This is a genomic window from Xanthomonas sp. F4, assembly GCF_011761895.1.
On the sequence record NZ_JAASQX010000003.1, the window covers coordinates 227,610 to 250,211 of the forward strand.

General features: G+C 69.4%; 20 protein-coding genes. 7 read left to right on the forward strand and 13 right to left on the reverse strand.

Annotated elements, in window-relative coordinates:
- Positions 1-165: 165 nt before the first annotated feature.
- Positions 166-378, forward strand: coding sequence for a ParD-like family protein (locus FHR66_RS13255; RefSeq protein WP_010340731.1), 213 nt, complete (start codon positions 166-168; stop codon positions 376-378).
- Entirely contained in the window at positions 375-1,151 is a 777-nt protein-coding gene (gene map, locus FHR66_RS13260) for a type I methionyl aminopeptidase (protein ID WP_160966030.1), read from the forward strand. The genes FHR66_RS13255 and map overlap by 4 nt, the downstream gene beginning before the upstream one ends.
- Before the next feature lie 245 nt (positions 1,152-1,396).
- Here map and FHR66_RS13265 read toward each other — a convergent pair whose 3' ends face one another.
- A complete protein-coding gene (locus FHR66_RS13265; RefSeq protein WP_160966032.1) occupies positions 1,397-4,528 on the reverse strand; it encodes a multidrug efflux RND transporter permease subunit in 3,132 nt (1,043 codons plus the stop codon).
- Positions 4,529-4,543: 15 nt separating this feature from the next.
- A complete protein-coding gene (locus FHR66_RS13270; protein WP_237475270.1) occupies positions 4,544-5,677 on the reverse strand; it encodes an efflux RND transporter periplasmic adaptor subunit in 1,134 nt (377 codons plus the stop codon).
- Positions 5,678-5,831: 154 nt separating this feature from the next.
- Here FHR66_RS13270 and FHR66_RS13275 point away from each other — a divergent pair, with 154 nt between their 5' ends.
- Complete coding sequence (locus tag FHR66_RS13275) at positions 5,832-6,563, forward strand: response regulator (protein ID WP_160966036.1); 732 nt, start codon at positions 5,832-5,834, stop codon at positions 6,561-6,563.
- Positions 6,560-7,663, forward strand: coding sequence for an ATP-binding protein (locus FHR66_RS13280; protein ID WP_160966038.1), 1,104 nt, complete (start codon positions 6,560-6,562; stop codon positions 7,661-7,663). Before FHR66_RS13275 ends, FHR66_RS13280 begins: the two co-directional genes overlap by 4 nt.
- Before the next feature lie 12 nt (positions 7,664-7,675).
- Here the strand turns inward: FHR66_RS13280 and FHR66_RS13285 are convergent, their stop codons facing one another.
- Positions 7,676-8,287, reverse strand: coding sequence for a cytochrome b (locus FHR66_RS13285; RefSeq protein WP_160966040.1), 612 nt, complete (start codon positions 8,285-8,287; stop codon positions 7,676-7,678).
- A gap of 43 nt (positions 8,288-8,330) precedes the next feature.
- Positions 8,331-8,924, reverse strand: a complete 594-nt coding sequence (locus FHR66_RS13290) for a TetR/AcrR family transcriptional regulator (protein ID WP_160966042.1) — start codon at positions 8,922-8,924, stop codon at positions 8,331-8,333.
- Positions 8,925-9,348: 424 nt separating this feature from the next.
- Between FHR66_RS13290 and FHR66_RS13295 the strand changes: the two genes are divergently transcribed.
- Positions 9,349-9,504 carry a hypothetical protein gene (locus FHR66_RS13295; protein ID WP_019796750.1) on the forward strand — a complete coding sequence of 52 codons (156 nt, stop codon included), beginning with the start codon at positions 9,349-9,351 and terminating at the stop codon, positions 9,502-9,504.
- 30 nt (positions 9,505-9,534) lie between these two features.
- On the opposite strand, the gene FHR66_RS13300 is transcribed toward FHR66_RS13295, so the two are convergent.
- The 8 genes from FHR66_RS13300 to FHR66_RS13335 all read right to left on the reverse strand — a co-directional run bounded on the left by FHR66_RS13300 (position 9,535) and on the right by FHR66_RS13335 (position 20,247).
- Complete coding sequence (locus tag FHR66_RS13300) at positions 9,535-9,774, reverse strand: DUF1653 domain-containing protein (protein ID WP_160966044.1); 240 nt, start codon at positions 9,772-9,774, stop codon at positions 9,535-9,537.
- A 112-nt stretch (positions 9,775-9,886) separates the two neighbouring features.
- A complete protein-coding gene (locus tag FHR66_RS13305) occupies positions 9,887-10,876 on the reverse strand; it encodes an MBL fold metallo-hydrolase (protein ID WP_160966046.1) in 990 nt (329 codons plus the stop codon).
- Positions 10,877-11,172: 296 nt separating this feature from the next.
- Positions 11,173-14,346, reverse strand: a complete 3,174-nt coding sequence (locus FHR66_RS13310; RefSeq protein ID WP_160966048.1) for a bifunctional cytochrome P450/NADPH--P450 reductase — start codon at positions 14,344-14,346, stop codon at positions 11,173-11,175.
- A complete protein-coding gene (locus FHR66_RS13315) occupies positions 14,343-15,059 on the reverse strand; it encodes a TetR/AcrR family transcriptional regulator (RefSeq protein ID WP_160966050.1) in 717 nt (238 codons plus the stop codon). The genes FHR66_RS13310 and FHR66_RS13315 overlap by 4 nt, the downstream gene beginning before the upstream one ends.
- A gap of 207 nt (positions 15,060-15,266) precedes the next feature.
- Complete coding sequence (locus FHR66_RS13320) at positions 15,267-16,565, reverse strand: carbohydrate porin (protein WP_160966052.1); 1,299 nt, start codon at positions 16,563-16,565, stop codon at positions 15,267-15,269.
- Between the two features lie 283 nt (positions 16,566-16,848).
- Positions 16,849-17,778 carry a dihydrodipicolinate synthase family protein gene (locus FHR66_RS13325; RefSeq protein ID WP_184646043.1) on the reverse strand — a complete coding sequence of 310 codons (930 nt, stop codon included), beginning with the start codon at positions 17,776-17,778 and terminating at the stop codon, positions 16,849-16,851.
- A 109-nt stretch (positions 17,779-17,887) separates the two neighbouring features.
- On the reverse strand, positions 17,888-19,294 hold the full coding sequence (locus FHR66_RS13330; protein WP_167087866.1) for an MFS transporter: 1,407 nt from the start codon (positions 19,292-19,294) through the stop codon (positions 17,888-17,890).
- Positions 19,295-19,395: 101 nt separating this feature from the next.
- Positions 19,396-20,247 carry an IclR family transcriptional regulator gene (locus FHR66_RS13335; RefSeq protein ID WP_160966058.1) on the reverse strand — a complete coding sequence of 284 codons (852 nt, stop codon included), beginning with the start codon at positions 20,245-20,247 and terminating at the stop codon, positions 19,396-19,398.
- Positions 20,248-20,646: 399 nt separating this feature from the next.
- Here FHR66_RS13335 and FHR66_RS13340 point away from each other — a divergent pair, with 399 nt between their 5' ends.
- A complete protein-coding gene (locus tag FHR66_RS13340) occupies positions 20,647-21,117 on the forward strand; it encodes a hypothetical protein (RefSeq protein ID WP_160966060.1) in 471 nt (156 codons plus the stop codon).
- Positions 21,118-21,184: 67 nt separating this feature from the next.
- On the opposite strand, the gene FHR66_RS13345 is transcribed toward FHR66_RS13340, so the two are convergent.
- The gene (locus tag FHR66_RS13345) at positions 21,185-21,460 is read right to left on the reverse strand and encodes a hypothetical protein (RefSeq protein ID WP_167087868.1); all 276 of its coding nucleotides are present in this window, start codon (positions 21,458-21,460) and stop codon (positions 21,185-21,187) included.
- A 210-nt stretch (positions 21,461-21,670) separates the two neighbouring features.
- Between FHR66_RS13345 and FHR66_RS13350 the strand changes: the two genes are divergently transcribed.
- Positions 21,671-22,474, forward strand: coding sequence for a YiiX/YebB-like N1pC/P60 family cysteine hydrolase (locus FHR66_RS13350; protein ID WP_160966064.1), 804 nt, complete (start codon positions 21,671-21,673; stop codon positions 22,472-22,474).
- Positions 22,475-22,602 lie beyond the last annotated feature (128 nt).

The following is a 22,602-nucleotide window of genomic DNA, read 5'->3' on the forward strand; positions in this document are numbered from 1 at the left end:
CTTCCTCTGCCGCTTGAAGGTTCCCTGGTATCTGGCAGGCGGCCTACGTGGTGGCCAACGCTGCTCGGGTCGTGACGCGGTGCATTGCGCCGTTAGCGGAGTGCTGGCTTGTCGGTAATATATGGAACGTATACGATGCATATATTCATCGCATCGGGAGCCACCATGGGCATCGTCAACATCGACGACGACCTGCATGACCAACTGCGTCGCGCCTGCACCGTGACCAGCCGTTCGATCAACGCGCAGGCCAATTTCTGGATCAAGGTCGGCATGCTGTGCGAGATGAACCCGGAGTTGTCGTTCCAGGACATCGTGGCGCGCGAGCTGCGTGCGGCGGGGGTGCGGCCGCAGGCGGTGACACCGGGGCGCACGTGATCAAGCGGCCGGACGAGCTGGCGCTGCTGGCCGAGTCCGGGCGGCTGCTGGCGCAGGTGTTCGCACGGCTGGACGGGATGTCCTTGCTGAGTCGCAGCACGCTGGAGCTCAACGACCTCGTCGAACGGATGATCGTGGACGAACTGGGCGCACGGCCCGCGAGCAAGGGCCAGTACGGTTTCCCGTTCGTGCTCAATGCCTCCATCGACGACGTGGTCTGCCATGGCGTGCCGTCGGCCGACGATGTGCTGCGCCACGGGCAGATCGTCAATCTGGACATCACCCTGGAGAAGCACGGCTACATCGCCGACTCCAGCACCACCTACCTGGTGGGCGAGGTGGGCTATCCGGCGCGGCGGCTGGTGCAGGCCGCGTACCAGGCGATGTGGAAGGGCATTGCCGCGGTGCGTCCGGGCGCGCGGCTGGGCGACATCGGTCACGCCATCGCGCGGCATGCGCGCGCGCATGGCTACACCGTGGTCAAGGAATACTGCGGCCACGGCATCGGCCGCGCCATGCACGAGGAACCGCAGATCCTGCACTACGGGCACGCCGGCACCGGCCTGGAGTTGCGCGAGGGCATGGTGTTCACCATCGAGCCGATGCTCAACCAGGGGCGCGCGGCGATCCGCGCATTGCCCGAGCAATGGCCGGTGCATACGCGCGACGGCAAGCTCTCTGCGCAGTTCGAGCACACCGTGGCGGTGACCGCCAGCGGCGTGCGGGTGCTGACCTTGCGGCCGGGCGAAGTGCCGTTGTGCCGGATGGAGTGAGGACGGCGATCGACGGTGCGGTGTGGATGCGAACGATGCTGCGCACCGGTGGGAGACGACCTTCTCGTCATGCCTGGTCGCGTCGTGGCCGAAGCCGCTCCCACAGGTGCGGCACTCGCCTTGTCGGAGGACTGCACTGTGGGAGGGACTTCAGTCCCGACGACGGAGGGTGTCAGTCGGCTTTCGGCTTCGCTTGTCGCGGCTGCACGACAATTGACTGCCGCAATGGCAGCGGCAGCGCCGGTCTAATTCTCGGCTGACGCATCGCCGCCGCGTCGCGCACGCCAGCGTGCCACCCGCTCCTGCAGCCCCACCACGCAGACGAAGAACGCCGGCACGAAGAAGATCGCCAGCACGGTGCCGCTGACCATGCCGCCGAACACGCCGGTGCCGATGGCGTGCTGGGTCTCGGCGCTGGCGCCGCTGGCCAGCATCAGCGGCACCACGCCCAGGGCGAAGGCGAGCGAGGTCATCAGGATCGGGCGCAGGCGTAACCGTGCGGCATTGGTCGCCGCCTCGACCAGCCCCTGGCCGTCGCGGTGCAGTTGCCGGGCGAACTCGACGATGAGGATGGCGTTCTTCGCCGACAGGCCGATGATGGTGATCAGCCCGACCTTGAAGAACACGTCGTTGGGCAGGCCGCGCAGCATCACCGCGGCGACCGCGCCGAGCAGGCCCAGCGGCACCACCAGCAGCACCGACAGCGGGATCGACCAGCTCTCGTACAGCGCCGCCAGCACCAGGAACACCACCAGCGCCGACAGCAGCATCAGTAGCGGCGCCTGCGCGGCCGACTGCCGCTCCTGCAGTGATTGCCCGGTCCAGGCCACGGCGAAGCCGGGGGGCAGTTGCGCAGCCAGCCGTTCCATCTCGGCCATGGCCGCGCCGCTGGACACGCCGGACGCGGCGCCGCCGGCGATGCGCACGGCCGGGAAGCCCTGGAAGCGCATCAACTGCTGCGGGGCGTCGGTCCAGCTGGCGCGCACCACTTCGCGCAGCGGCACCATGCCGCCGCTGTCGCTGCGCACGCGTAGGCCCAGCACGTCGTCCAGTTGCATGCGCGACGCGGCGTCGGCCTGCAGGATCACCTGCTGCATGCGCCCGGCGTTGGGGAAGTCGTTGACGTACAGCGAGCCCATCGCTGCCGACAACGTATTGCTCACCGTGGCGAACGACAGACCCATGGTCTCGGCCTGCTGGCGATCGATCTCCAGGTGAATGCTCTTGCCCGGCGGCAGGCCGTCGGCATAGACATCGCTGACCACGTCGCTGTGCGCGGCCAGGTCCAGCAGTTGTGCTTGCGCGGCCATCAACGCCGCCTCGCCGCGGTTGCCGCGGTCCTGCAGGTACACGGTGAAGCCGGAGGAGGTGCCGAGTTCGTCGATGGCCGGCGGCAGCAGGCTCATCACCGTGCCTTCGGGCAAGGCGGCCATCGCCTGCTGCGCGCGCTCGGCTTCGTCGCGCGCGCTGGCGCCGTCGCGCTGGTCCCAATCCTTGAGCATGGTGAAGGCCATGGCCGCGTTGGTGCCCGAGCCGGAGAAGCTGAAGCCGAGGATCACCAGGTTGGAGGCCAGCGCAGGGCGCGTGGCGACGTGCCGTTCGAACGCCTTGACCACGTCCAAGGTGCGCTCGCTGGTGGCGCCGGTGGGCAATTGGATCGAGGTCATGAAGTAGCCCTGGTCCTCTTCGGGCAGGAACGCCGAGGGCAGCATGCGCATCGCCAAGAACAGCGCCACGCACAGCGCCGCGAACACCGCCATCACCCGCCCGCCGCGTCGCAGCAACCATGTCACGCGCGTGGCATAACCGCCCGCCAGGCGCTCGAAGCCACGATTGAACTCGCCGAAGAAGCCGCGCTTGGCGTGATGGCCGGGTGCGACCGGACGCAGCAGGGTGGCGCACAGCGCCGGGGTCAGGGTCAGCGCCAGGAACGCCGAGAACAGGATCGACACCGCCATCGCCAGGGTGAACTGCTGGTAGATCACGCCCACCGAACCGCTGGCGAAGGCCATGGGGATGAACACCGCGGTCAGCACCAGGGTGATGCCGACCACCGCGCCGGTGATCTCGCGCATCGCCTTGGTCGTCGCCTCCCGCGGCGGCAAGCCTTCGCTGGCCATGATCCGTTCGACGTTCTCCACCACCACGATGGCGTCGTCGACGATGATGCCGATCGCCAGCACCATGCCGAACATGGTCAGCACGTTGATGGAGAAGCCGGCCAGCAGCATCACCGCGAAGGTGCCCAGCAGCGCGATCGGCGCGACGATGGCCGGGATCAGTGTGTAGCGCACGTTCTGCAGGAACAGGTACATCACCAGGAACACCAGCACCATCGCCTCGAGCAGGGTCTTGAGCACCTGCTTGATCGAGAGCTTCACGAACGGCGCAGTGTCGAACGGGATCGAATAGGTCATGCCCGTCGGCATGCTCGCGGCCAGTTCCGCCAGGCGTTCCTTCACCGCCTGCGCGGTGCGCACCGCATTGGCGCCGGGCGAGAGCTGGATCGCCGCGCTGGTGGCGGCGGCGCCGTTCTCGCGGTTGGAGAAGCCATAGGACTGCGCGCCCAGTTCCACCCGCGCCACGTCGCCCAGGGTCACCCGCGCGCCGCCGCTGTCGGCACGCAGCACGATGGCAGCGAACTGCGCGGGCGTGGTCAGTTGCCCGGCCACGGTCAGCGGCACGGTCAGGCGTTGCCCGCGCACGGCCGGCTCGTCGCCGAGGCGGCCGGGCGCGATCTGCGCGTTCTGCTGTTCGATTGCCTGCGCCAGCTCGGTCATGGTCAGGCCGTAGGCGACGAGCTTGTCCGGGTCCACCCACACGCGCATGGCCTGCTCGGCGCCGAACAGCTGCACGCGACCGACGCCGTCGATACGCCGCAGTTCCTGCACGATGTTGCGCGCCAGGTAGTCGTTGAGCGCCACTTCGTCGTAGCGGCCGTCGGGCGAGGTCAGGCCGACCAGCATCAGGAAGCCGGACGCGGCCGATTCCACCTGCAGGCCGTTCTGCCGCACCGCCTGCGGCAGGCGCGGCTCCACCGCCTTGATGCGGTTCTGCACGTCCACCTGCGCCAGCTCCGCATTGGTGCCGGGCTTGAAGGTGGCGGTGATCTGCGCGCTGCCCGAGGTGTCCACCGTGGACTCGAAATACAGCAGGTTCTTGACCCCCGACAGCTCGCGCTCGACCAGGCTCACCACCGAGTCGTTGAGGGTCTGCGGCGTGGCGCCGGGGTAGGACGCGATCAGCGACACCGACGGCGGCGCCACCGAGGGATAGCGCGCCACCGGCAACTGGCCGATGGCCAGGGTGCCGAGCAGCACGATGAATAGCGCGATCACCCAGGCGAAGACCGGGCGCTCGATGAAGAACTGCGGCATGGCGGCGTCCCCTGCTCAGTCCGCGGCCGCGGTGGCGACGGCCGGCGGCTGCCACGCGCGTGCCTTCACCTTGGTACCGGTGCTGAGCCGGTCGATGCCTTCGACCACCACCTGCTGCCCGGCCTGCAGGCCGGCGACGACGCGGTAATGCCCCTGCACCAGTTCGCCCAGCTGCACCGTCGCGTTGCGCACGCGCGCGTTGGCGTCCAGCACCCACACCTGCGCATGCTTGCCGACATGGGTGACCGCCTGCTGCGGTACGCGCAGCGCTTGCGCGTAGTGGGCACGCGGCACCCGCGCCCGCACGTACATGCCCGGCAGCAGGCGCCGCTGCGGATTGTCGACGAGGATGCGCAGCAGTACGTCGCCGGTGCCGGCATCGACGTTGATGCCGGAAAACAGCACACGCCCGCTCAGCCCCGAGGGCACGCCGCTACGGTCGAGGATCTGCGCCGGCAGGCCGTCGCCGGCGGCGGCCGGGTCCAGCGGGTCCAGGTCGGCGGCGGACTGGCGCACGTCGACGTAGACCTGGTCGATCTGCTGGATCACCGCCATCGGTGCGCTGTCGCTGGGCGAGACCAGCGCGCCCTCGGTGAGCAGCGCCTGGTCGATGCGGCCGTCGATGGGCGCATCGACGGTGGCGAAGGCCAGGTCCAGGCGCCGCCGTGACAGCGTCGCCTTGGCCTCGGCGACCGCGGCGGCGGCCTGGGTACGCTGCGAGACGGCATCGTCGTACATCTGCCGGCTGACCATGCTGGATTCGACCAGCCGCTGTAGCCGGGCATGCTGCACGTCGGCCAGCACCTGCGCGGCCTGGGCGCGATGCAGTGCGGCCGCGGCGGTGTCCATCTCGGCCTTGAACGGTGCCGGGTTGATCTGGAACAGCGCATCGCCGCGCCGCACATCGGCGCCCTGCTCGAAGAAGCGGCGCTGCACGATGCCGCCGACCTGCGGACGGATCTGCGCGCTGCGCACCGCGGCCACGCGCCCGGGCAGGTCCACGCTCACCGTCATCGGCGCAGGGCGCAGGGTCATCGCAGTGACCTGCACCGGCGCGGCCACCGCCTGCGGCGGCGCGCCACCGCCGCAGCCGGCCAGGGCCAACGCCAGCGCGCCACCGATTCCCAGAGTCCGTACCTGTTGCCGCATGCCCATGCCTCGTGCCTCGTCGCTGCCGCCGCGGATACGGCGACGCCAAAGCCGCGCATGGTCGCGGCCGCGGGTTGCGCGGCGTTCGATGCTGTGTGGAGATATGATGGAGATCCGCGCCCGTCCGGGCCGATGCGCCTTTCGCCGCCACGCCATGTCCGTTTCCTCTCCGGGCGCCACCGCGCCCGCGTCCGCGCCGCTGGTCCTGATCGCCGAAGACGAGAGCGAGATCGCCGAGATCCTGATCGCCTACCTGGCGCGCAGCGGGCTGCGCACCGCCCACGCCGCCGACGGCCGCGCCGCGCTGGAACTGCACCTGGCGCTGGATCCGGACCTGATCCTGCTGGACGTGCAACTGCCGGCGGTGGATGGCTGGAAGGTGCTGGCCGAACTGCGCCACCGCGGCGAAACGCCGGTGATCATGCTCACCGCACTGGACCAGGACATCGACAAGCTGATGGGCCTGCGCCTGGGCGCCGACGACTACGTGGTCAAGCCGTTCAATCCGGCCGAGGTGGTGGCGCGGGTGCAGGCAGTGCTGCGGCGCATCCGCGGCAACGGCGCCGAGGAGGCGCGTAGCCTGCGCGTGGGCGCTTTCCATGTTGACCTGGACCAGCACGAGGCCAGCGTGCGCGTGGGCGAAGACCGGCACACGCTGGACCTCACGCTCACCGAGTTCAAGCTGCTGGTGCGGCTGATGCGTGCACCGAAGCGGGTGTTCAGCCGCGCCGAACTGCTCGACGCCTGCCTGCCGGAAGGCGACACCCAGGAGCGCACCATCGACAGCCATATCAGCAAGCTGCGCAAGAAGCTGGAGGCGCTGGGCGTGCAGGGCACGCCGGCCAGCGTGCGCGGCGTCGGCTATCGGTTCGGAACCGGCGCATGAGTCGCGCCACCGGGCTGCGCCGCCAGGTCATCCTGTCGCTGGGCGCGCTGGCGCTGTGGATCATCCTGCTGTCGGTGGTCGGCTCCTACGTGTTCTACGCGGTGGCGGTGGCCTACCAGCCGGACAGCATCTCCGACACCTGGGTGCCGTCGCGCGTGGAGATGATGTGGATGGGCGCCACCGCGGCGCTGGCCGTGGCGATCGCGGTGGCGGTGGCGGTGCGGCTGTCGCGGCGCATCCTGACCCCGTTGAATTCGGTGGCGCACAGCCTGCGCGAAGTCGCCCAGGGCAATCTGCATGCGCGCGCGAGCATGGACGCGCATGCGCTGGGCGAGACCGCGCAACTGGTGCGCGACTTCAACGCCATGGCCGATCGCCTGCAGGCGATGACCCGCGAGCGTGCATTCTGGAATGCCGCCGTCGCCCACGAACTGCGCACGCCTGTGACGATTTTGCGCGGGCGCCTGCAAGGCCTGGCCGAGGGCGTGTTCGCGCCCGACGTGGCCGCGTTCGAGAGCCTGTTGCGGCAGGTCGAAGGCCTGAACCGGCTGATCGAGGACCTGCGCGTGCTCAGCCTCACCGACAGCGGGCATCTGGAATTGCAGTCGGCACCGGCCGATCTTGTCCAGGAAGTGGAGGCGGTGCTGCATGCGTTCGCCGCCAGCCTGGACGCGCGCGGGCTAGTGTTGGAACCCACGCTGGCGCTGCGCACGCCGGTGCTGTGCGATGCGGTGCGCATCCGCCAGGCGCTGATGGCGCTGCTGGAGAACGCGCAGCACTACGCCGAGCCGGGTCCGCTGCGGGTCGGCGTGCAGGTGCAGGCCGACCAGTGCGTGCTGTTCGTGGAAGACACCGGCCCCGGCATCGCCCCGGAGATCGCCGCGCGCGTGTTCGACGCGTTCCGCCGCGGCGATCCGTCGCGCTCGCGCAAGAGCGGCGGCAGCGGCCTGGGCCTGGCCGTGGTCAAGGCGATTGCGGTAGCGCACGGCGGCGATGCGCTGTGCCTGCCCGCCGGCAGCGGGACGCGGTTCGAGGTGCGTTGGCCGTTGGCGTCGGGGGAGGCCGTGGCCCGCGCGGCGCAGGTGCCGGAGCGACGCTAGGCGCGCTTTGCCTCAGGCGCGCGACACGTTGCCGCGCACACGCGCCACGCGCCACGGCAGCATGCGGGTCAGTACATCGTCGCGCCGTACCCAGTGATGGAACAGCGCCGCAGCCACGTGCAGCAGCACCACCACCCAGGCGATCCATTTGCCGATGAAGTGGTGCACCACGTCGATCGGCGCTTCGAACGCCTCCCAGCTGAGGTGCCAGGTGCGGCTGATCCAGGCGAACAGCGCGGTCTCGTTGAAGCCGGGGATGCGGAACAGGCCGAGGTCGGTCGGCGCGCCGGTGCCGATGTAGCCGGTCAGCGGCATCACGATCAGCAGCGCGTACAGGCCCCAGTGCGCCAGGTGCGCGAGCCGCTGTTCCAGCGCCGAACCCGGCGGATCGTCCGGCTGCACGTCCAGCCAGCGCCATAGCAGCCGCGGCAGCACCAGGAACCCGACCAGCAGGCCCAGCACCCAGTGCAGGTTGAGCACCGGCAACGACGTGTCCGAGGTGTCGTCCATGAACCAGATGACGTAGTACACCACCGCATACGCACCGATGAAGGCGGCGGCGGTGGTCCAGTGGAACAGCTTGGCGAGGGCGCCGAAGCGCTGTGCCGTGTTGCGCCAGTGCATGTGCGTGGTCCTGGGTGGGAGGCGAAGAAGAGACGCGGCGCGCTCAGCGCGCGCGCAGGCTGTCGAGCAGCCGGTCCAGCGCGTCCAGCGCATCGGCCAGCCGCGCATGCAGGTCGGCATCCGGCTCGGCGATCCAGAACGCCGCCTCGGTGATCGCGCCGTAGAGCATGCGTGCCATCACCCCGGCATGCAGCGGCGCCACGGTGCCGGCGGCGATCAAGGCTTCCAGCGCCGCCTGCAGCGCGGCGATCCCCACCGACTGCGCGGCCGGCGGCACGTCGCCGAAGGCGGCGCGCGCATCCTGCAGGATGATCCGGCGGATCTCCGGCTCCAGCGCCAGTTCCAGGTAGGTGCGGCAACGGCGGCGGAAGCCGTCCCACGGCGTGGGCGCCGCGTCGGACACCGCCTGCAGGCGCAGGCCCACCTCGGCCTCGATCTGCTCGATGACCGCGATGAGCAGGCCGTCCTTGCTGCCGAAGTGGTGGTACAGCGCGCCGCGGGTGAGGCCGGCCTCGGCGGTCAACACGTCCATCGAGGTATGCGCGAAGCCGTGCGTGGCGAACGCCTGCCGCGCCGCGGCCAGCAGGCTGGCGCGGGTGGTTTCGATCATCTCGCGGCGGCTGCGGCGCTGGTGCACGGGGATATCTCATTCACATACGCGGTGTACGTTATTTGCGTACAGGGCGTATGTCAACGCGCCTCGGTTGGGTTCGATGCGCGCACGACAGGGATGGCGACGCGCCAGCCGGCACGCCATTGCGCCCCGAAGGCGTGTGCCGCTCGGGTGGTGCGCCGTGTGCCGCGAGTGCCTCTTCCAGGTTCCAGGCCTCGACAGCGAGGCGATCGCGGCGTGTGGAGTGCGATGGGCTGCGACCGGAGTAATGCCGCTTGGCGCGAAGGCCGTCGCAGGGGCGCTGATCGAACGGGTCAGGACCGACCGATGAATCCGGTCGTCGTGCGCTCGCGATGCGCGGGTGGTGCCGACTCCGCTCGCGCGCTAGCCAAGGCCTTCACTGCGTGTGTGGTCTGGTGACCGCTGTGCAACCGAATTGGAGTGTCGAATGGACACCACGCTGATGCCCTGGGTCGCCGGACTGTTCGTCCTGCTTATCGCCGCGATGCTGTATCTGGTGACGCGCGCCAAGAAGAACCGCAACCGCCCGGCGCAGGATCACGCCGCGACCAAGAGCGACGTGGACAGCGCGTCCAAGCGCTAGCGCGTCGCGTCAGACGTGGCGGCCGCGCGCTCAGGCCGCCGCGTCGATCGGCGCGAAGCGCGGGCGGCGCACGCCGTCGACCTCCACCTGCTCGACGAACATCGGGTACGGCCGCACCCACATCGCGCCGTCGCCGTACAGCGGGCGGTACAGCACCAGCGGCTCCAGCGTCTCGCTGCTGCGGACCACGCCCAGCACCTCGTACTCGCCGCCCTTGAAGTGGCGGTAGCGGCCCAGGGCGATGGTAGGCAGGGGGCTGAGGTCGCGCATGCGGGTCTCCGGAAGAGTGGGGCGTGGAGTGTAGCCGGGCTCCACGCGCGACTACTGGCGTAGCGCGGCGAGCGAACGTCGCGCCTCGCCGGGCGATGGCGGTGCGCGAACCCTATGGCGCGGAATCGGCGAAGTCGAACGCCTGCCCGGGCTCGGCGGCGACGAAGCCGGCGGCGGCGATGCCCGCCAAGCGCAGTGCCGCGGACAGCGCCTCGCGCGGCGCCTCACGGCCTTCGTCGGTGAGCTGGAAGGTGCCCCAATGGATGCCGAGCGCGTGCCGCGCGCCGGTGTCCTGGAAGATCCGCACCGCTTCGGTGGGGTCGATGTGCTGCGGCGCCATGAACCAGCGCGGCGCGTAGGCCCCGATCGGGATCAACGCCACGTCGGGCGCGCCGTGCCGATCGCGGATCTCGCGGAAGATGGCGCCATCGCCATAGCCGGTGTCCCCCGCGAACCACACCGACCCCCGCGACGTCTCGATGAAGAAGCCGGACCACAGCGCCATCCTGCGGTCGGCGATGCCACGGCTGGACCAATGGTTGGCGCGGGTCAGCGTCACCGTCGCGGTGTCGCCGATCGGCAGCCGCTCATGCCAGTCGCCGGTGGCGATGCGCGCATCGGGAACGCGCTTGCGCAACAGCACGTCGTTGCCCAGCGGCATCACGAACAGGGGATGGTGCGCGTCGTGCAGCTTGCGCAAGGTCGTCAGGTCGAAGTGGTCGTAGTGGTTGTGGCTCAGCAGGACCGCATCGATGGGGGGCAGGTCTGCGAAGCGGATGCCTGGTGCCGTCACCCGCTTGGGCCCGGCGATCTGCGAGGGGCTCGCACGCTGCGACCACACCGGGTCGGTGAGCAGGTTGAGGCCACCGGCCTGGATCAGCAGCGTGGCGTGGCCGACCATGGTGATGCGCAGGCCGTCGTGCCGCTGCGCCGGCACCGCGGGTGTCACCGGGACCTGCGCGGGCCAGCGCACGGCGCCCATGGCGGCTTTCCAGCGCAGGACCTTGCCCAGCCCGTTGTCGATAGTGGGCTGGCCCGGGTTGAAGAAGCGCACGCCGTCGAAATGGTCGCTGACGGGGCCGCGGTAGTAGGGGTTGGCCATTGAGGCGCGATCCAGGCGATGCATGTGGGAGGGGAAGGTTACGCGTCCGCGGCGCAGGCGTGCGTGTGCGCCTGCCTCAGTTGCCGCCGCAGGTCTCGAGGTGGAACGTGGCCGTCTCCAGCGCAGTGGTGTCGAACCAGAGGCACGCGATGGTCTTGCTGATCATCTGGACGCTCCTGCGTGGGCGCGCATGGCACGGACGAACGCCGCCAGTGCCTGGCTGCACGCCAGACCGCCCGGGACGACCACAGCCGCGGGCGGCCGCCGCCATTGCTGTCCCTCAGACCGCCGCACCGTCACGAGAAGATATCCGCCACGTAGCGGCCGTGTTCGCGTTCCATCCGATCGGCCCAGGCGTTGGCCGCGTCGGCGCCGACGCCCATGCTGTCGCGATAGATGCGTACGAAGGTGTCACGCACCGCCGGCGCCATGTGCTCGCCGTCGCCGCAGACGAACACGGTGGCGCCTTGCTGGAACAACGCCGACACGCGCTCGCGGTCCTGCCACATGCGGTGCTGGACATAGGCGACGCCGTCCTGCGGCGCTTGCGAGCAGGCCAGGCGCACATCGACCACGCCCATGTCCTGCCAGCGTCGCAATTCGTCCTTGTACAGCCAGTCGACGTCGGGATGGTCGATGCCGAAGAACAGCAACGCCTCGCCGACGGCGCGGCCGCCGGCCTTCTGGATCGCGCGCTCCTGCAGGAAGCCATGGAACGGCGCGATGCCGCTGCCGGCACAGACCAGGATGATCGGCGTGGCCGGATCTTCCGGCGGGTGGAAGCTCGCCTGCGACGGCCGCACCGCAACCGACACCAGCGCGCCCGCATCCAGGCCGGCCAGGTAGGTGGAGGCCACGCCGCGGCGTCGCCCCATGCCCGACAACGCCGGTGCGTCGAGCACGGCCACGGTCAGCGAGCACTGTGCCGGGTCGCGCAGCGGCGAGGAGGAAATGGAGTATTGCCGCGCGCGCATGGCCGGCAGCGCGCCGAGGAATGCGCCCAGCGCCAGCTCACAGGCGGGGAAGCGCTCCAGCAGATCGAGCAGGCTGGTCTTCTTGGCGAGCACCTCGTCGGTGTAGGCCGGCTCGACGGCCAGCGTTTCCAGCGCGTCGCGATCGGGCGGGCAGCGCGTGGCGGCCGCCAACTGCACGATCTGCGCGCGCGTGGCCGGTTGCGCCAGTTCCACGTAGTCGGTGAGGACCTGCGCCAGCGCGACCGGATAGCCGCTGGGCAGGCTGGAGGCGGAGCCAGGACGCTGGCCGATGACGACCTGCGTATCGCTGGCGAGGCCGAAGCGACGCAGCACGCGCTCGACCTGCGCGGCGGGGTTGCGCGGCAGCACCGCCAGATAGTCGCCGGTGCGGTAGCGCATGCCGTCGGGCAGCGCGATCTCGATGTGACGCTTGGAGCGTGCGAACGGTGCGGACATGTCGACTAGTTCGCGATTGTCGACGATGCGTCCCTGGTCGAGTTCGGTCAGGCGCAATGCGTCGAGTCGGGCGGAGGGGACGATGTCCACCTCCAGCGCGTGCGCGGTCTGCTCCAGCGCGGCCTTTCCCAGTGCCTGCCCCAGATCCGTCCACAGCCCGGCGGACCAGGCATCGAAGCCGCCGAAGAAATCGCCGCCGGCGTCGGTTTCGCCGCGCGGCCTGAAGCGCGTGGCGCCCGCCGCCTCCAGTGCGGCATCGACGCGTTTCGGAATCGCCTGGTAGGTGCGCGCCCATTGCCGGTTGCCCGATCCGAACACGGCGTAGCGCACGCCGGCCAGATCGCCGGCCGCCAGGGTGTCGATCCAGTCCACGAAGCGGCGCGCGTTGTCCGGCGGCTGGCCTTCGTAGGAGGAGGTGACCACCACCACCGCGCCGTCGCGCGGCAGGCGCCCGACATGCTCGTCCAGCGGCGCGACCACCGGTGCGTACCCTTGCGCGGCCGCATCGCCGCCGATGCGCTGCGCGAACGCTTCGCACGAGCCGGAATTGCCACCGTACAGCACCAGCAGCGGCGTGCCCGATGCGGTGCCGGCGGGGACCGACGTCGCAGCAGGCGCCAGCGGTTTCTGCGGCGCCGTCGGCAGCGCGCTGCGCGCGCGCACCGCGACATCGGCGCGGCGGCGCGCGCGGATGCGGAAGCCGTCCGGCTTCAGGGTCAGGGTTTCGGCGACCTTGAGTTGGTAGTTCGGATCGACCATGTCCAGGTCGAAACGTTGCAGGATCATCGTCAGCACCAGCTGCGCTTCCTGCATCGCGAAGCCGCGCCCGATGCAGGCGCGCACGCCGTTGCCGAACGGTTTCCAGGCATTGGGCGGGAGCCGTTCGGCCGCCTCGGGCGCGAAGCGCTCCGGGCGGAAGGCTTCCGGTTCCTCCCATACCTTCGGATCCCGATGCAGGGTGGGAATCAGCACCAGCAGCGTGTCCTGCGGCGTCACCGCATAGCGGCCGGCCAAGGTGGTCGCTTCGCGCGCGGCGACCGCGAACGCCGGTGCGGTCGGCCACAGCCGCAGGGTTTCCTGCAGGATCTGTTCGATGTAGCGCAGCTTGGCCAGGTCCTCGACCTGCGGCGGCTGCGTGCCCAGCGCGGCGTCCACCGCCTGGCGCGCCTGCGCCAGCGCCGTCGGATGGCGCAGCAGCAGGTACAGTGCGAACGACAGCAGACCGCTGGTCGTTTCGTGGCCGGCGATCAGGAAGGTCACCAGCTGATAGCGGATGTTCTCGTCCGACAGCGGTTCGCCGGTGATCTGGTCGCGTCCGTACAGCATCAGGTTCAGCAGGTCGTCGCGCGAGGCCGCGGCGGGGTCGGCCCTGCGCTCGGCGATCAAGGTGTCGGCGACGCCGCGGATCATCGCCAGGTCGGCCTCGTAGCGGCGCCGGCCCGGCGCCAGCAGGCGATTGGCCAGGTCCGGTCGACGCGCACGCACACCGGCTTCGGCCAGGGCGCCCACCATCGCTGCGACGAAGGGATGCATCTCGTTCTGGTAGAAGCTGTTGAAGCGGTAGTCGAACGCGCACAACGCGATCGTGTCGAGGGTCAGCCGGGTCATGTTGTCGGCCACGTCGATCACCGCGTCCGGGCCGAACCGATCCCAGCGTTGCAGCATCTGTTCGGCGATGTCCTCCATGCGCCCGAACATCGCGCGCACGCCGATCGGGCCGAACGCGGGCATCAGCAGCCGGTGTGCCTTGGCCCAATTGGGCTCGTCGTTGTAGGCGGTGAACAGGCCGTCGCCGCCGAGGTCGCGCAAGGCCTGCAGCGGACGGTGCAGCTTCTTCGCGAAGCGGGTTTCGTCGCAGACCTCGTCCACCAGGTCCTGTCCGCTCAGCACGGTCAGCGACAGCGGGCCGCTGTGCAGGCGAAAGATCGGGCCATGCACCTGGGCCAGCCGCATCAGGCTCTGCACCGGTGCATCCGCATCGAGATGGTGGAAATTGCCGAGCAGCGGCAGCGAACGCGGTTGTGGGATGGCCTGCGTCATGGGGTGCCTTCCTGGGGAGAGTGCGATGGGGCGATCAGTGCGGGATCGACGCCGGGATGCGGGGCATGCAGCAGGGTGGCGAGCACGGTCTCGACCAGCCGCGTCCGCGCCTCGCCGGGCCCGATTTCCGGCGCCAGCCGTGCCAGCAGCTGCGGGAACTCCGGCGGCTGGCTCAGCATGCTGTTGAGCAGCACGAAGAACAGCGCCGGGTGCGTCGCCTTGACGATGCCGGCCTGGATTCCGGCAAGGATCAACGCCTGGCCGGCGGCATAGGCCGGGCGCAGCAACCGCTCGGTGACCACGGCAGCGCGCTCGGGGCGTTCGGAGACCACCCGCGCCACGAAGTCGCGCACCGCCGGATGGGTGTCGTAGAAGGTGGCCATGAGCAGGATCGCATCCGCCAGCCGCTCCGGCAGCGCGCGCGCGGCGTCCGCGGTCAGCTGCGCCATCGCCGCCAGCCGCGGCTGCAGGGCCTGCGCGAACTGGTCCACGCACGCGTCCCACAGCGCGGCCTTGCTGCCGAAATGCACGCGCACCAGGTTCGGACTCACCCCCGCGGCGGCCGCGATGCTGCGGATGTCGGCGCCGTCGAACCCATACCGGGCAAAGGCGCCGGATGCGGCCGACAGCAAGGCCTGGCGGCCATCGGGCTGGTCCTTGGTCGGGCGGCCGCGAGGACGAGGACGAGGGCGGTGGGGCTTGGGCGTCGTCATGGTGACGACGATAAAAATGTCCAGCTGTACATTTATGAACTTGCGCGCGAGCTTCGTGCCCTCGTTCAGCGCGTAGTTGCGCCTGGCGCGCGGGGCTGGATCACGCGGAGATGCGGATGCGGTGAATGCGAGGCGCCGTGCCGGTGCCTCGGTCGCGCGGCGATCGGGTGTCGCGGGCGCCAGCGTCGGTGGGCCGCACGTGCGGCGTCACTTCGGCGTGCCCAGGCCGCCGATGTTGAGCATGACCCGCAAACCGATCACCAGTGCATCGTCCGGCGCGCGGCGCGCGGCGGGATTGCCCAGGATGTCGGGATTGACGATGTACTGCACGTTAGGCACCAGGAACAGCGGCGACTGGGCGATGCGATAACTGTAGTTGAGTTCGACCATGACCTCGTTCCGCGCGATGTCCGGCGCCGCGCCGCGCTTGCGTAGCAGATCGTTCATGTAGCCCTGCTGATCGGCGCTGAAACGGTAGTAATTCGCGATGACGCCGAGTCCGTCGCCCGGCCGCGATGCGAACGGGCCGCTGTAGTACAAGCCGGCGGTGACCTGCAGGTCGTAGACCTGGTGCGCATCGAACGGTGCGGCGATGTTGCCGAAGGCGACCAGCATGCGTTTGCTCGCCATGCCCTGCGGCCGGTAGAGCGCGCGTTCGCCCATCGCATACGCGCCCCAGCGCCCGCCGTCGTACAGGCGCGCCGGGCCGCCGACCAGCCCGCGCAAGCCGCCGGCCTGGTTGTAGCGCAGATCGCTGTAGTCGGCCGAGTTGTACCAGAGGCCGGCGAGGTAACGCGGCGCGCCCTGGCCGCGCGCGGGATCGGGTTCGTAGCCGACCTCGAGCGTGCCCAGCACGCCGTTGCTGTCGGCGGTGCTCCAGTCCAGGCCATGGGTGTTCTTGCGCTGCGGATTCAGTTCGAACGCGCCCACCGAGACATAGCTGGCGTCGGGCTTGTAGCGCAGCTTCGCGCCCCAGTTCACGTAGGGAAAGCCGACGAAACCGCCATCGGCCTGGCTCAGTTGGAACGGGCAGTCCGAGGCGCCGACGAAGCGGCAGCCATAGCGGCTGCGCGCGAACTGCCAGGTGGTGTTCATGCGTCCGGCGACGAGTTGCCAGCGGCCGTCGGCGAACACCTGTTCCCAGGTCAGCTGCGCCAGTTGCGCCTGTTGCTGCGGATACCAGTAGCCCTGCACCTTGACGCCGTTGCCGATCTGCCGCTGCGACAGGCTGTCGCCGTAGTACCAGGCGCCGGTGGCGTGCAGCGTGGCGCCGGGAATGCCGAACAGGCGTTGCAGATCCAGATCCGCGCCGGCGACCACGCCGCCGGCATTGCGATCGCCGCGCGACAGGCCACCGTCGACGTTACGCGCATAATCGTTGGACCAGACGAAGCGCGGCGCGATGCCGTGCTCGTCCAGCCACTGCCCGGTCTCGGCGGCGACGGCGGATACGGGGAGGGCGGCCGTCAGTGCGGCCGACGCGAGCAGCGACAGGGTGCGCGACATGGGAGCGGATTCCACGGACGAAGGGAGGCGCCTGACCCGCGCAGGTGGGGCGCGGGTCCGGACCGGGTAAGGCGTGAGAGGGCGGGAGCTTGCAGTCACGCAGCGACGCGAAGACCGCTCGGCGCGTGCGCCGTGCCGTCGACAGAAACGCCTGTGGGGGAGCCGGCGAGAGCAACAACGACAAGCGCGATGCGACGCAGGCGGCAGGCACGGTGCAGACACGCCGGCTGCCGCTGCGACGAGGGCCGCGCTTGTCCGCGGCCCTCTGTTCGACCCGAGCGGGTCAGGCCACCTTGCCGAGACCGGCGGCGGCCATCGCCGCGGCGATCTCCTTGTCGGCGCCCTCGGCCAGCGGCAGCAAAGGCGAACGCACCGTGGCGTGGTCGAGCAGGCCGCGCGCGACCAGCGCCCACTTCAGCGCCACCGAGCCTTCCATGTGCGAGCCGCGGTGATAGACGCTCTTGGTCACCGGCAGCAGGCGATCGTGCACTTCGCGCGCCTTGGCGTAATCCTTGGCCTTGCCGGCGGCGATCATCTCCAGCAGCGGTTCCGGGGCGATGCAGCCATAGCCCACCAGTGCGCCATCCACGTCGAACATGGTGTGCAGCAGATACTCGTCGTGGCAGGTCAACACCGGCACGTTCGGGCGCTCCTTGCGGAACACGGGGATCTCGGTGTCCCAGCGCTTCATGTTGCGCACGCCGTTCTTCATCGCGACCACGCCCGGCAGCGCGGCGATCTCCAGCAACGTCTCCAGGTCGTAGGTGGCCTTGGTCACGTCGGGGTACTGGAACAGGATCATCGGCAGTCCGCTGGCCTCGTGGATGGCCTTGTAGCGATCCTGCGGTGCGCCCTTCTGGTAGCCGAAGCGCAGCCAGCCGTGCGACGGATAGATCAGTCCCGCGGACGCGCCGGCGGCGACCGCGCGCTTGGCCTCGTCGGCCGCCACGCGGGTGCCTTCCAGGGTGATGCCGGCGATGATCGGGATGCGGCCGTCGACGGCGTCGCGGAACGCGGTGATCACCTTGGCCTGTTCGTCGCGCTCCAGGAACGTGCCTTCGCCGGCGTGGCCGAGCACGGTCAGGCCCTTGACCCCATCGATGCCGCCGAGCCAGGCGCCGATGCGCTTGATCGCGGGATAGTCGACGGCGCCGTCGCGGGTGAACGGGGTGACCGGCGCGGGAACCAGGCCTTTCAGGTCGATGTGACTCATGCTCATTTCCTCTTCTTTGGATCAACGGGGGATGGAATCGAACGCGGGGTCCGACGGGGGTGGTATGGAAGCGACGCGCGATGCGCCGGCTGCGGCGCGGGCGATGCGCTCAGGGAGACAGCTGTTCCAGCGATTGGTCCTTGGTTTCCAGGGCGAAACGCCAGGTCACCGCGGCACCGGCCAGCAGCACGGCGGCGAAGGCCGCGAACACGTAGCGGATGCCGAGCCCGGCGATCACCGCGCCGACCAGCAACGGCCCGCAGGCCGAGCCCAGGCGCAGCCAGGCGCTGCCCAGTCCGGTGCCGATGGCGCGGATGCGCGTGGGGTAGAGCTCGGCCGAGTACAGGTACAGCGAGAAGGTGATGGTCTGCACCGCGGCATAGCCCAGCGCCGCGAACACCAGCACCTGCGGCGCCGAGGTGCCGCCGAGCGCCGCCAGCGCCAGCAGCGGCACCCCGCCGGCAACGAAGGCCAGGCCGTACCAGCGCTTGCGTCCGACCTTGTCGATCGACAGCGCGCACACCACCGCGGCGGCGACACCCGCCAGCGAGGTGAAGAAGCCATAGGCGATGCTCTGCTGCAACGACAACCCGAAGTGCGTGCGGTACAGCGTCGGCAGCCAGGTGATGATGCCGTTGGCCACCAGATACGAGCAGAACCACAGGCTCCAGATCACCAGGGTGCGCTTGCGATAGACGCTGCCGAACAGCTCGCGCCAATCCGAGCGCTGCGCCTTGGGCAGCGCAGTGCGGTCGAAGACCGGCGCCGGCAACGGGCCATGGCGGCGCTCGGCGCTACGCTCGAGCTCGGCCACGATGGCGTCGGCCTTGTCGTAGCGGCCCTTGGAGGCGAGCCAACGCGGCGATTCGAACATGAAGAAGCGCAACGGAATCATGATCGCCGCCGGGATCAACCCGACCATGAACATCGCCTTCCAGCCATACGCCGGCACCAGGAAGTAGCCGATGCCGCCGGCCGCGACCAGGCCGAGCAGGAACATCACTTCGTACAGCAGGAAGAAGCGCCCGCGCTTCTTCGAGCCGATCAGTTCGTTGATGTAGGCGCTGGCCACCGGCACCTCGCCGCCGGTGCCGATGCCCTGGATGAAGCGGAACGCGATCATCGCCGCGGCGCTGCCGGCGAACAGGCAGGCCACGTCCATCGACACGAACAGCAGGATGGTGAACAGCAGCACGTGCAGGCGGCCGATGCGCTCGGCCAGCCAGCCGAAGAACACCGAGCCCAGCAGTTGGCCCAGGTAGCCGGCCGACAGGATCATGCCGATCTGCGCCGGCGACAGCTGCCATTCCTTGGTCAGCACCGGCATCGCATAGGCGATGGCGATCACCGTGTAGCCGTCGAAGAACGTGGCGGCGCCGACGATGTTGCGCGCCCACCACACGTTGCGGGTGATCGGCAGGCGTTCGAGGCGTGCGCCGATCTCCGCCTGCGCCTCGGCGATGGACGGCGCGCGGGCGGTGGCGTTGGCGGTGGTGGCAGGGGCTGTGGTGGGCATGAGCATCGTTGCTGCCTTTCGCAGGACAAGGGAACCCCGGCGCGGGCGCCGAAGCGTCCACGCAGCGAGACGGACATGGGGCGGGCGGCTGCCCGGGCGGATCAGGTGCTGGGCACGGTCACGGCGACACTCCCGCTGGCCTGGATCGCGAAGGCGATGTCCTTGGCGGCCAGCAGCGTGGGCTGGAGGGCGGTCTCGAGCAGTTCGGCATGGCTGGTGCGGACCGACGGCGCGGCGACGCTGATCGCGCCGAGCGGATAGTCGTCCGCATCCAGCACCGGTACCGCCAGCACGCGCAAGCCTTCGGTCAGCATCGACTCCAGGATCACGTAGCGGTCGCGGCGGACGCAGTCGAAGGTGCACCGCATCGCCTCGATTTCAGGCGTCTGCACCTGCACGTCCACGCCGGTCACGCGCGTCACTTCCGCCGGTGCCAGGTGCGCCAGCATCGCCAGGCCGATCGCGGTGCGGGTGCTGGGTACCGTGGTGCCGATGCGGATGTCCACGCCCAGGCGGGTGATGCCGGCGCGGACGCGTTCGATGTAGAGCACGTCGGGGCCTTGCAGGACCGCGAAGCTGGCCGCTTCGTTGACGTCGCTGACCAGCGTGCGCAGCAACGGACGCACCACGCTGCGCAGATCGCGGCGGGCGATCGCGTGGAAGCCGAGGTCGAGCACCTTCAGGGTCAGGCGGAAGCGGCGGCTCTCCGGCACGCGATGCACGTAGCCCAGCTCGACCAGGGTGTTGAGCATGCGGAAGGTGGTGCCGGGATCGAGCCTGGCCAGCGCCGCGATCTGGCTCAGCGACAGTTCCTCGTGTTCGGACGAGAACGCCTCGAGCACCCGGAAGCCCTTGGCCAGCGACTGCACGGTACTGCGCAGCTTCTTGTCCCCGGCCTCGTCGCCGTCGTCGGGCGTGGCGCTGGCCGCGCGCTGGGAAATCGTCTTGATCATCTGCAGTTCCTGGAGGACCCGGGGGAATCGCCAGCTTGCTCGACCCACCTGATCCTGTCGCTTGACAAGTGATTTTCGGATTGCGAAAATTATTTCGTAATTTCATGCCCAGAGTCTGCCTGGACGCGCACAGCGTCAAGTTGCGGCGCAACATGCTGCGTGGGCTGTACGCGCTGCCGACGCCGCTCCCTGATTCCAAGATCCCCGAAAGCCAAGGCCGCGTGCTGGAGTTGCGTGAGCGCAGCGGCGTCATGTCGCGCCGTGCCCGGACCTCGAGGTGGCGCCTGTCGCGAGTGACGCGGCGTCGCTGCTGTATCGCCCGGTAGACGAACGCCGCCGTGCGCGACGCTGTCAGCCGTGCTGGCAGACACCGCAGGGGCGGCGCCGATACCGTGATGCATGGCCCGAACGACCCGACAGGCACCGCCACCGCCGGTGCAGAAATGGTGGCAAGGACTCTCGTTCAAGCGCACCGCCGCGGAGGTGTCGGCGGTGCTGGTGGTGATCGGCGCGACCTACGGCTTCGTGCAGTACGTGGAGGTCAAGCCGCTACAGCGGCAACTGGCCGAGGCGCAGGCCGCGGCATGCAAGTCGGAGGCGGCCGCGTCATCGGCGATCATGACGCTGCTGCCGGGCGAGAGCCGCGCGATCTGGAACGGCGCCTTGACCGTGTCCAATCTGACGCGGAGTACCGACGGCGCCACGGCGCATCTGCGTGCTACGCCACGTGGCGGGGCGGTGGTCGAGAAAGCCGGGCTCACGCCTGGCGACAGTCTTGAGGTGCACGCGGGCGGCAACCGCACGTATGTGATCTATCTGAATCGGAACTCGTCGGAGATGATGGAGTTGTCGGTGCTGCGGCGGCCTTGACCGTGCGGCGCCGGTGACCACCACGGCAACCAGAACGCGGCGCCAGTCGTTCGGCGCGTGCTGCTGCTCATCTGCTTTCGATTCGCCGCAGAATCTGCCGACGCAGCAGGTAGCCACCGAGCCACCCGACGGAAGCCACTACCCCCAGCACCGGTAGCGCGATCAAGGTCAGGCCAAATATCCAACCCGCCATCTCGGGGTTGCGCGCCTCGGCGCCGGCGTGCTTTACCCAGACGAACAGGCACGCCACGGCGGCCGGCACGATCCAGAACAGATGCCGTGCGCCGAAAAGCACCCCGATGACGAAGCCGATGCCGATCGTCGTCAGCGCTATTGCGATCATCGCCGTCCTTGATCCGGGGCTCGGCGTGGTGCCGGGCAAGCGGGCATCCTAACGCAGCGCAGCGCCATCGCGATGGTGTGCGGGAAGCGGTGATCCACATGCAAGCCGGCGCTGCGGTGGATCTGGCCGACTCAAGAATTCCCAGGTAGAGCCGCCATTGACGTTAGCGGAGCCGTTTCGCCGAAGCGGCCGTCCCTCGGGGGAACGCGCATGCTGTCCTTGCCACGTTTGCTGGGCCGTCACCTGGCCAAGTTTTTGTCCAAGCCGCGCCGCCACGGTTCGCAGCTGCCGACCAGCCCGCCGCACCTGCTGCGCGCCACGCTGCGCAAGGGCGACGTGCTGCTGGTCGAGGGCAACAGCCGCTTCTCCACCGCCATCAAGTACCTGAGCCAATCCACCTGGTCGCACGCGGCGCTGTACATCGGCGACCACGTGGCCGCGCTTCCCGGCGAGGAAGCGCCGCTGTTCTGCGATGTCGACATCAATGTCGGCGTGCGCCTGGTCGGGATGAGCGAGTTCGCCGGCCTGCACACGCGCATCTGCCGCCCGGTCGGGTTGAGCGCGCAGGAGATCGAGACCGTGGTGGAGTACATGGTCTCGCGGGTTGGCAATAGCTACGACCTGAAGAACATCTTCGATCTGGCGCGCTACCTGGTGCGTACGCCGCCGTTGCCGTCGTCGGTGAAGCGGCGCTTCCTCGAGCTGGGCAGCGGCGAGCCGACCCGGGCGATCTGTTCGACCCTGCTGGCGCAGGCCTTCGGCGCGATCCGCTACCCGATCCTGCCGGAGATCGACCAGACGCCGCTGGTGGGCGCCGATGCCGGGGAGGACGCGGAAATCCTGTATCCGCGCCATCACAGCCTGACACTGCCGCGCGATTTCGACGTGTCGCCGTACTTCAACGTGGTCAAGCCGCGCCTGCAGCACGGCTTCGACTTCCATCGCCTGGTGTGGGAGCCGCCGGCCGCAAGCGCGTTGCCTGCCAGTGCGCCGCTGGACGCCGCGTTGGCCTGACTGAAACCGTCTCCAGCCCGGAACTGTGGTGCGCGTTCATCTATACGAACGCCGCGCGGTTCAAGTTCGACCGCAGGCTGGCCGATACAAAATCCCGTTTCTGTTTTCTTGACGCCATGAATCCGATC

Coding starts and splice junctions, on each gene's coding strand:
- FHR66_RS13345 (WP_167087868.1), bottom strand. CDS start 21,460: ATGATCGCAATAGCGCTGACGACGATCGGCATCGGCTTCGTCATCGGG.
- FHR66_RS13320 (WP_160966052.1), bottom strand. CDS start 16,565: ATGTCGCGCACCCTGTCGCTGCTCGCGTCGGCCGCACTGACGGCCGCC.
- FHR66_RS13295 (WP_019796750.1), top strand. CDS start 9,349: ATGGACACCACGCTGATGCCCTGGGTCGCCGGACTGTTCGTCCTGCTT.
- FHR66_RS13255 (WP_010340731.1), top strand. CDS start 166: ATGGGCATCGTCAACATCGACGACGACCTGCATGACCAACTGCGTCGC.
- FHR66_RS13270 (WP_237475270.1), bottom strand. CDS start 5,677: ATGCGGCAACAGGTACGGACTCTGGGAATCGGTGGCGCGCTGGCGTTG.
- FHR66_RS13310 (WP_160966048.1), bottom strand. CDS start 14,346: ATGACGCAGGCCATCCCACAACCGCGTTCGCTGCCGCTGCTCGGCAAT.
- FHR66_RS13330 (WP_167087866.1), bottom strand. CDS start 19,294: ATGCCCACCACAGCCCCTGCCACCACCGCCAACGCCACCGCCCGCGCG.
- FHR66_RS13335 (WP_160966058.1), bottom strand. CDS start 20,247: ATGATCAAGACGATTTCCCAGCGCGCGGCCAGCGCCACGCCCGACGAC.
- FHR66_RS13275 (WP_160966036.1), top strand. CDS start 5,832: ATGTCCGTTTCCTCTCCGGGCGCCACCGCGCCCGCGTCCGCGCCGCTG.
- FHR66_RS13305 (WP_160966046.1), bottom strand. CDS start 10,876: ATGGCCAACCCCTACTACCGCGGCCCCGTCAGCGACCATTTCGACGGC.
- FHR66_RS13340 (WP_160966060.1), top strand. CDS start 20,647: ATGGCCCGAACGACCCGACAGGCACCGCCACCGCCGGTGCAGAAATGG.
- FHR66_RS13350 (WP_160966064.1), top strand. CDS start 21,671: ATGCTGTCCTTGCCACGTTTGCTGGGCCGTCACCTGGCCAAGTTTTTG.
- FHR66_RS13300 (WP_160966044.1), bottom strand. CDS start 9,774: ATGCGCGACCTCAGCCCCCTGCCTACCATCGCCCTGGGCCGCTACCGC.
- FHR66_RS13325 (WP_184646043.1), bottom strand. CDS start 17,778: ATGAGTCACATCGACCTGAAAGGCCTGGTTCCCGCGCCGGTCACCCCG.
- FHR66_RS13285 (WP_160966040.1), bottom strand. CDS start 8,287: ATGCACTGGCGCAACACGGCACAGCGCTTCGGCGCCCTCGCCAAGCTG.
- FHR66_RS13315 (WP_160966050.1), bottom strand. CDS start 15,059: ATGACGACGCCCAAGCCCCACCGCCCTCGTCCTCGTCCTCGCGGCCGC.
- FHR66_RS13265 (WP_160966032.1), bottom strand. CDS start 4,528: ATGCCGCAGTTCTTCATCGAGCGCCCGGTCTTCGCCTGGGTGATCGCG.
- FHR66_RS13280 (WP_160966038.1), top strand. CDS start 6,560: ATGAGTCGCGCCACCGGGCTGCGCCGCCAGGTCATCCTGTCGCTGGGC.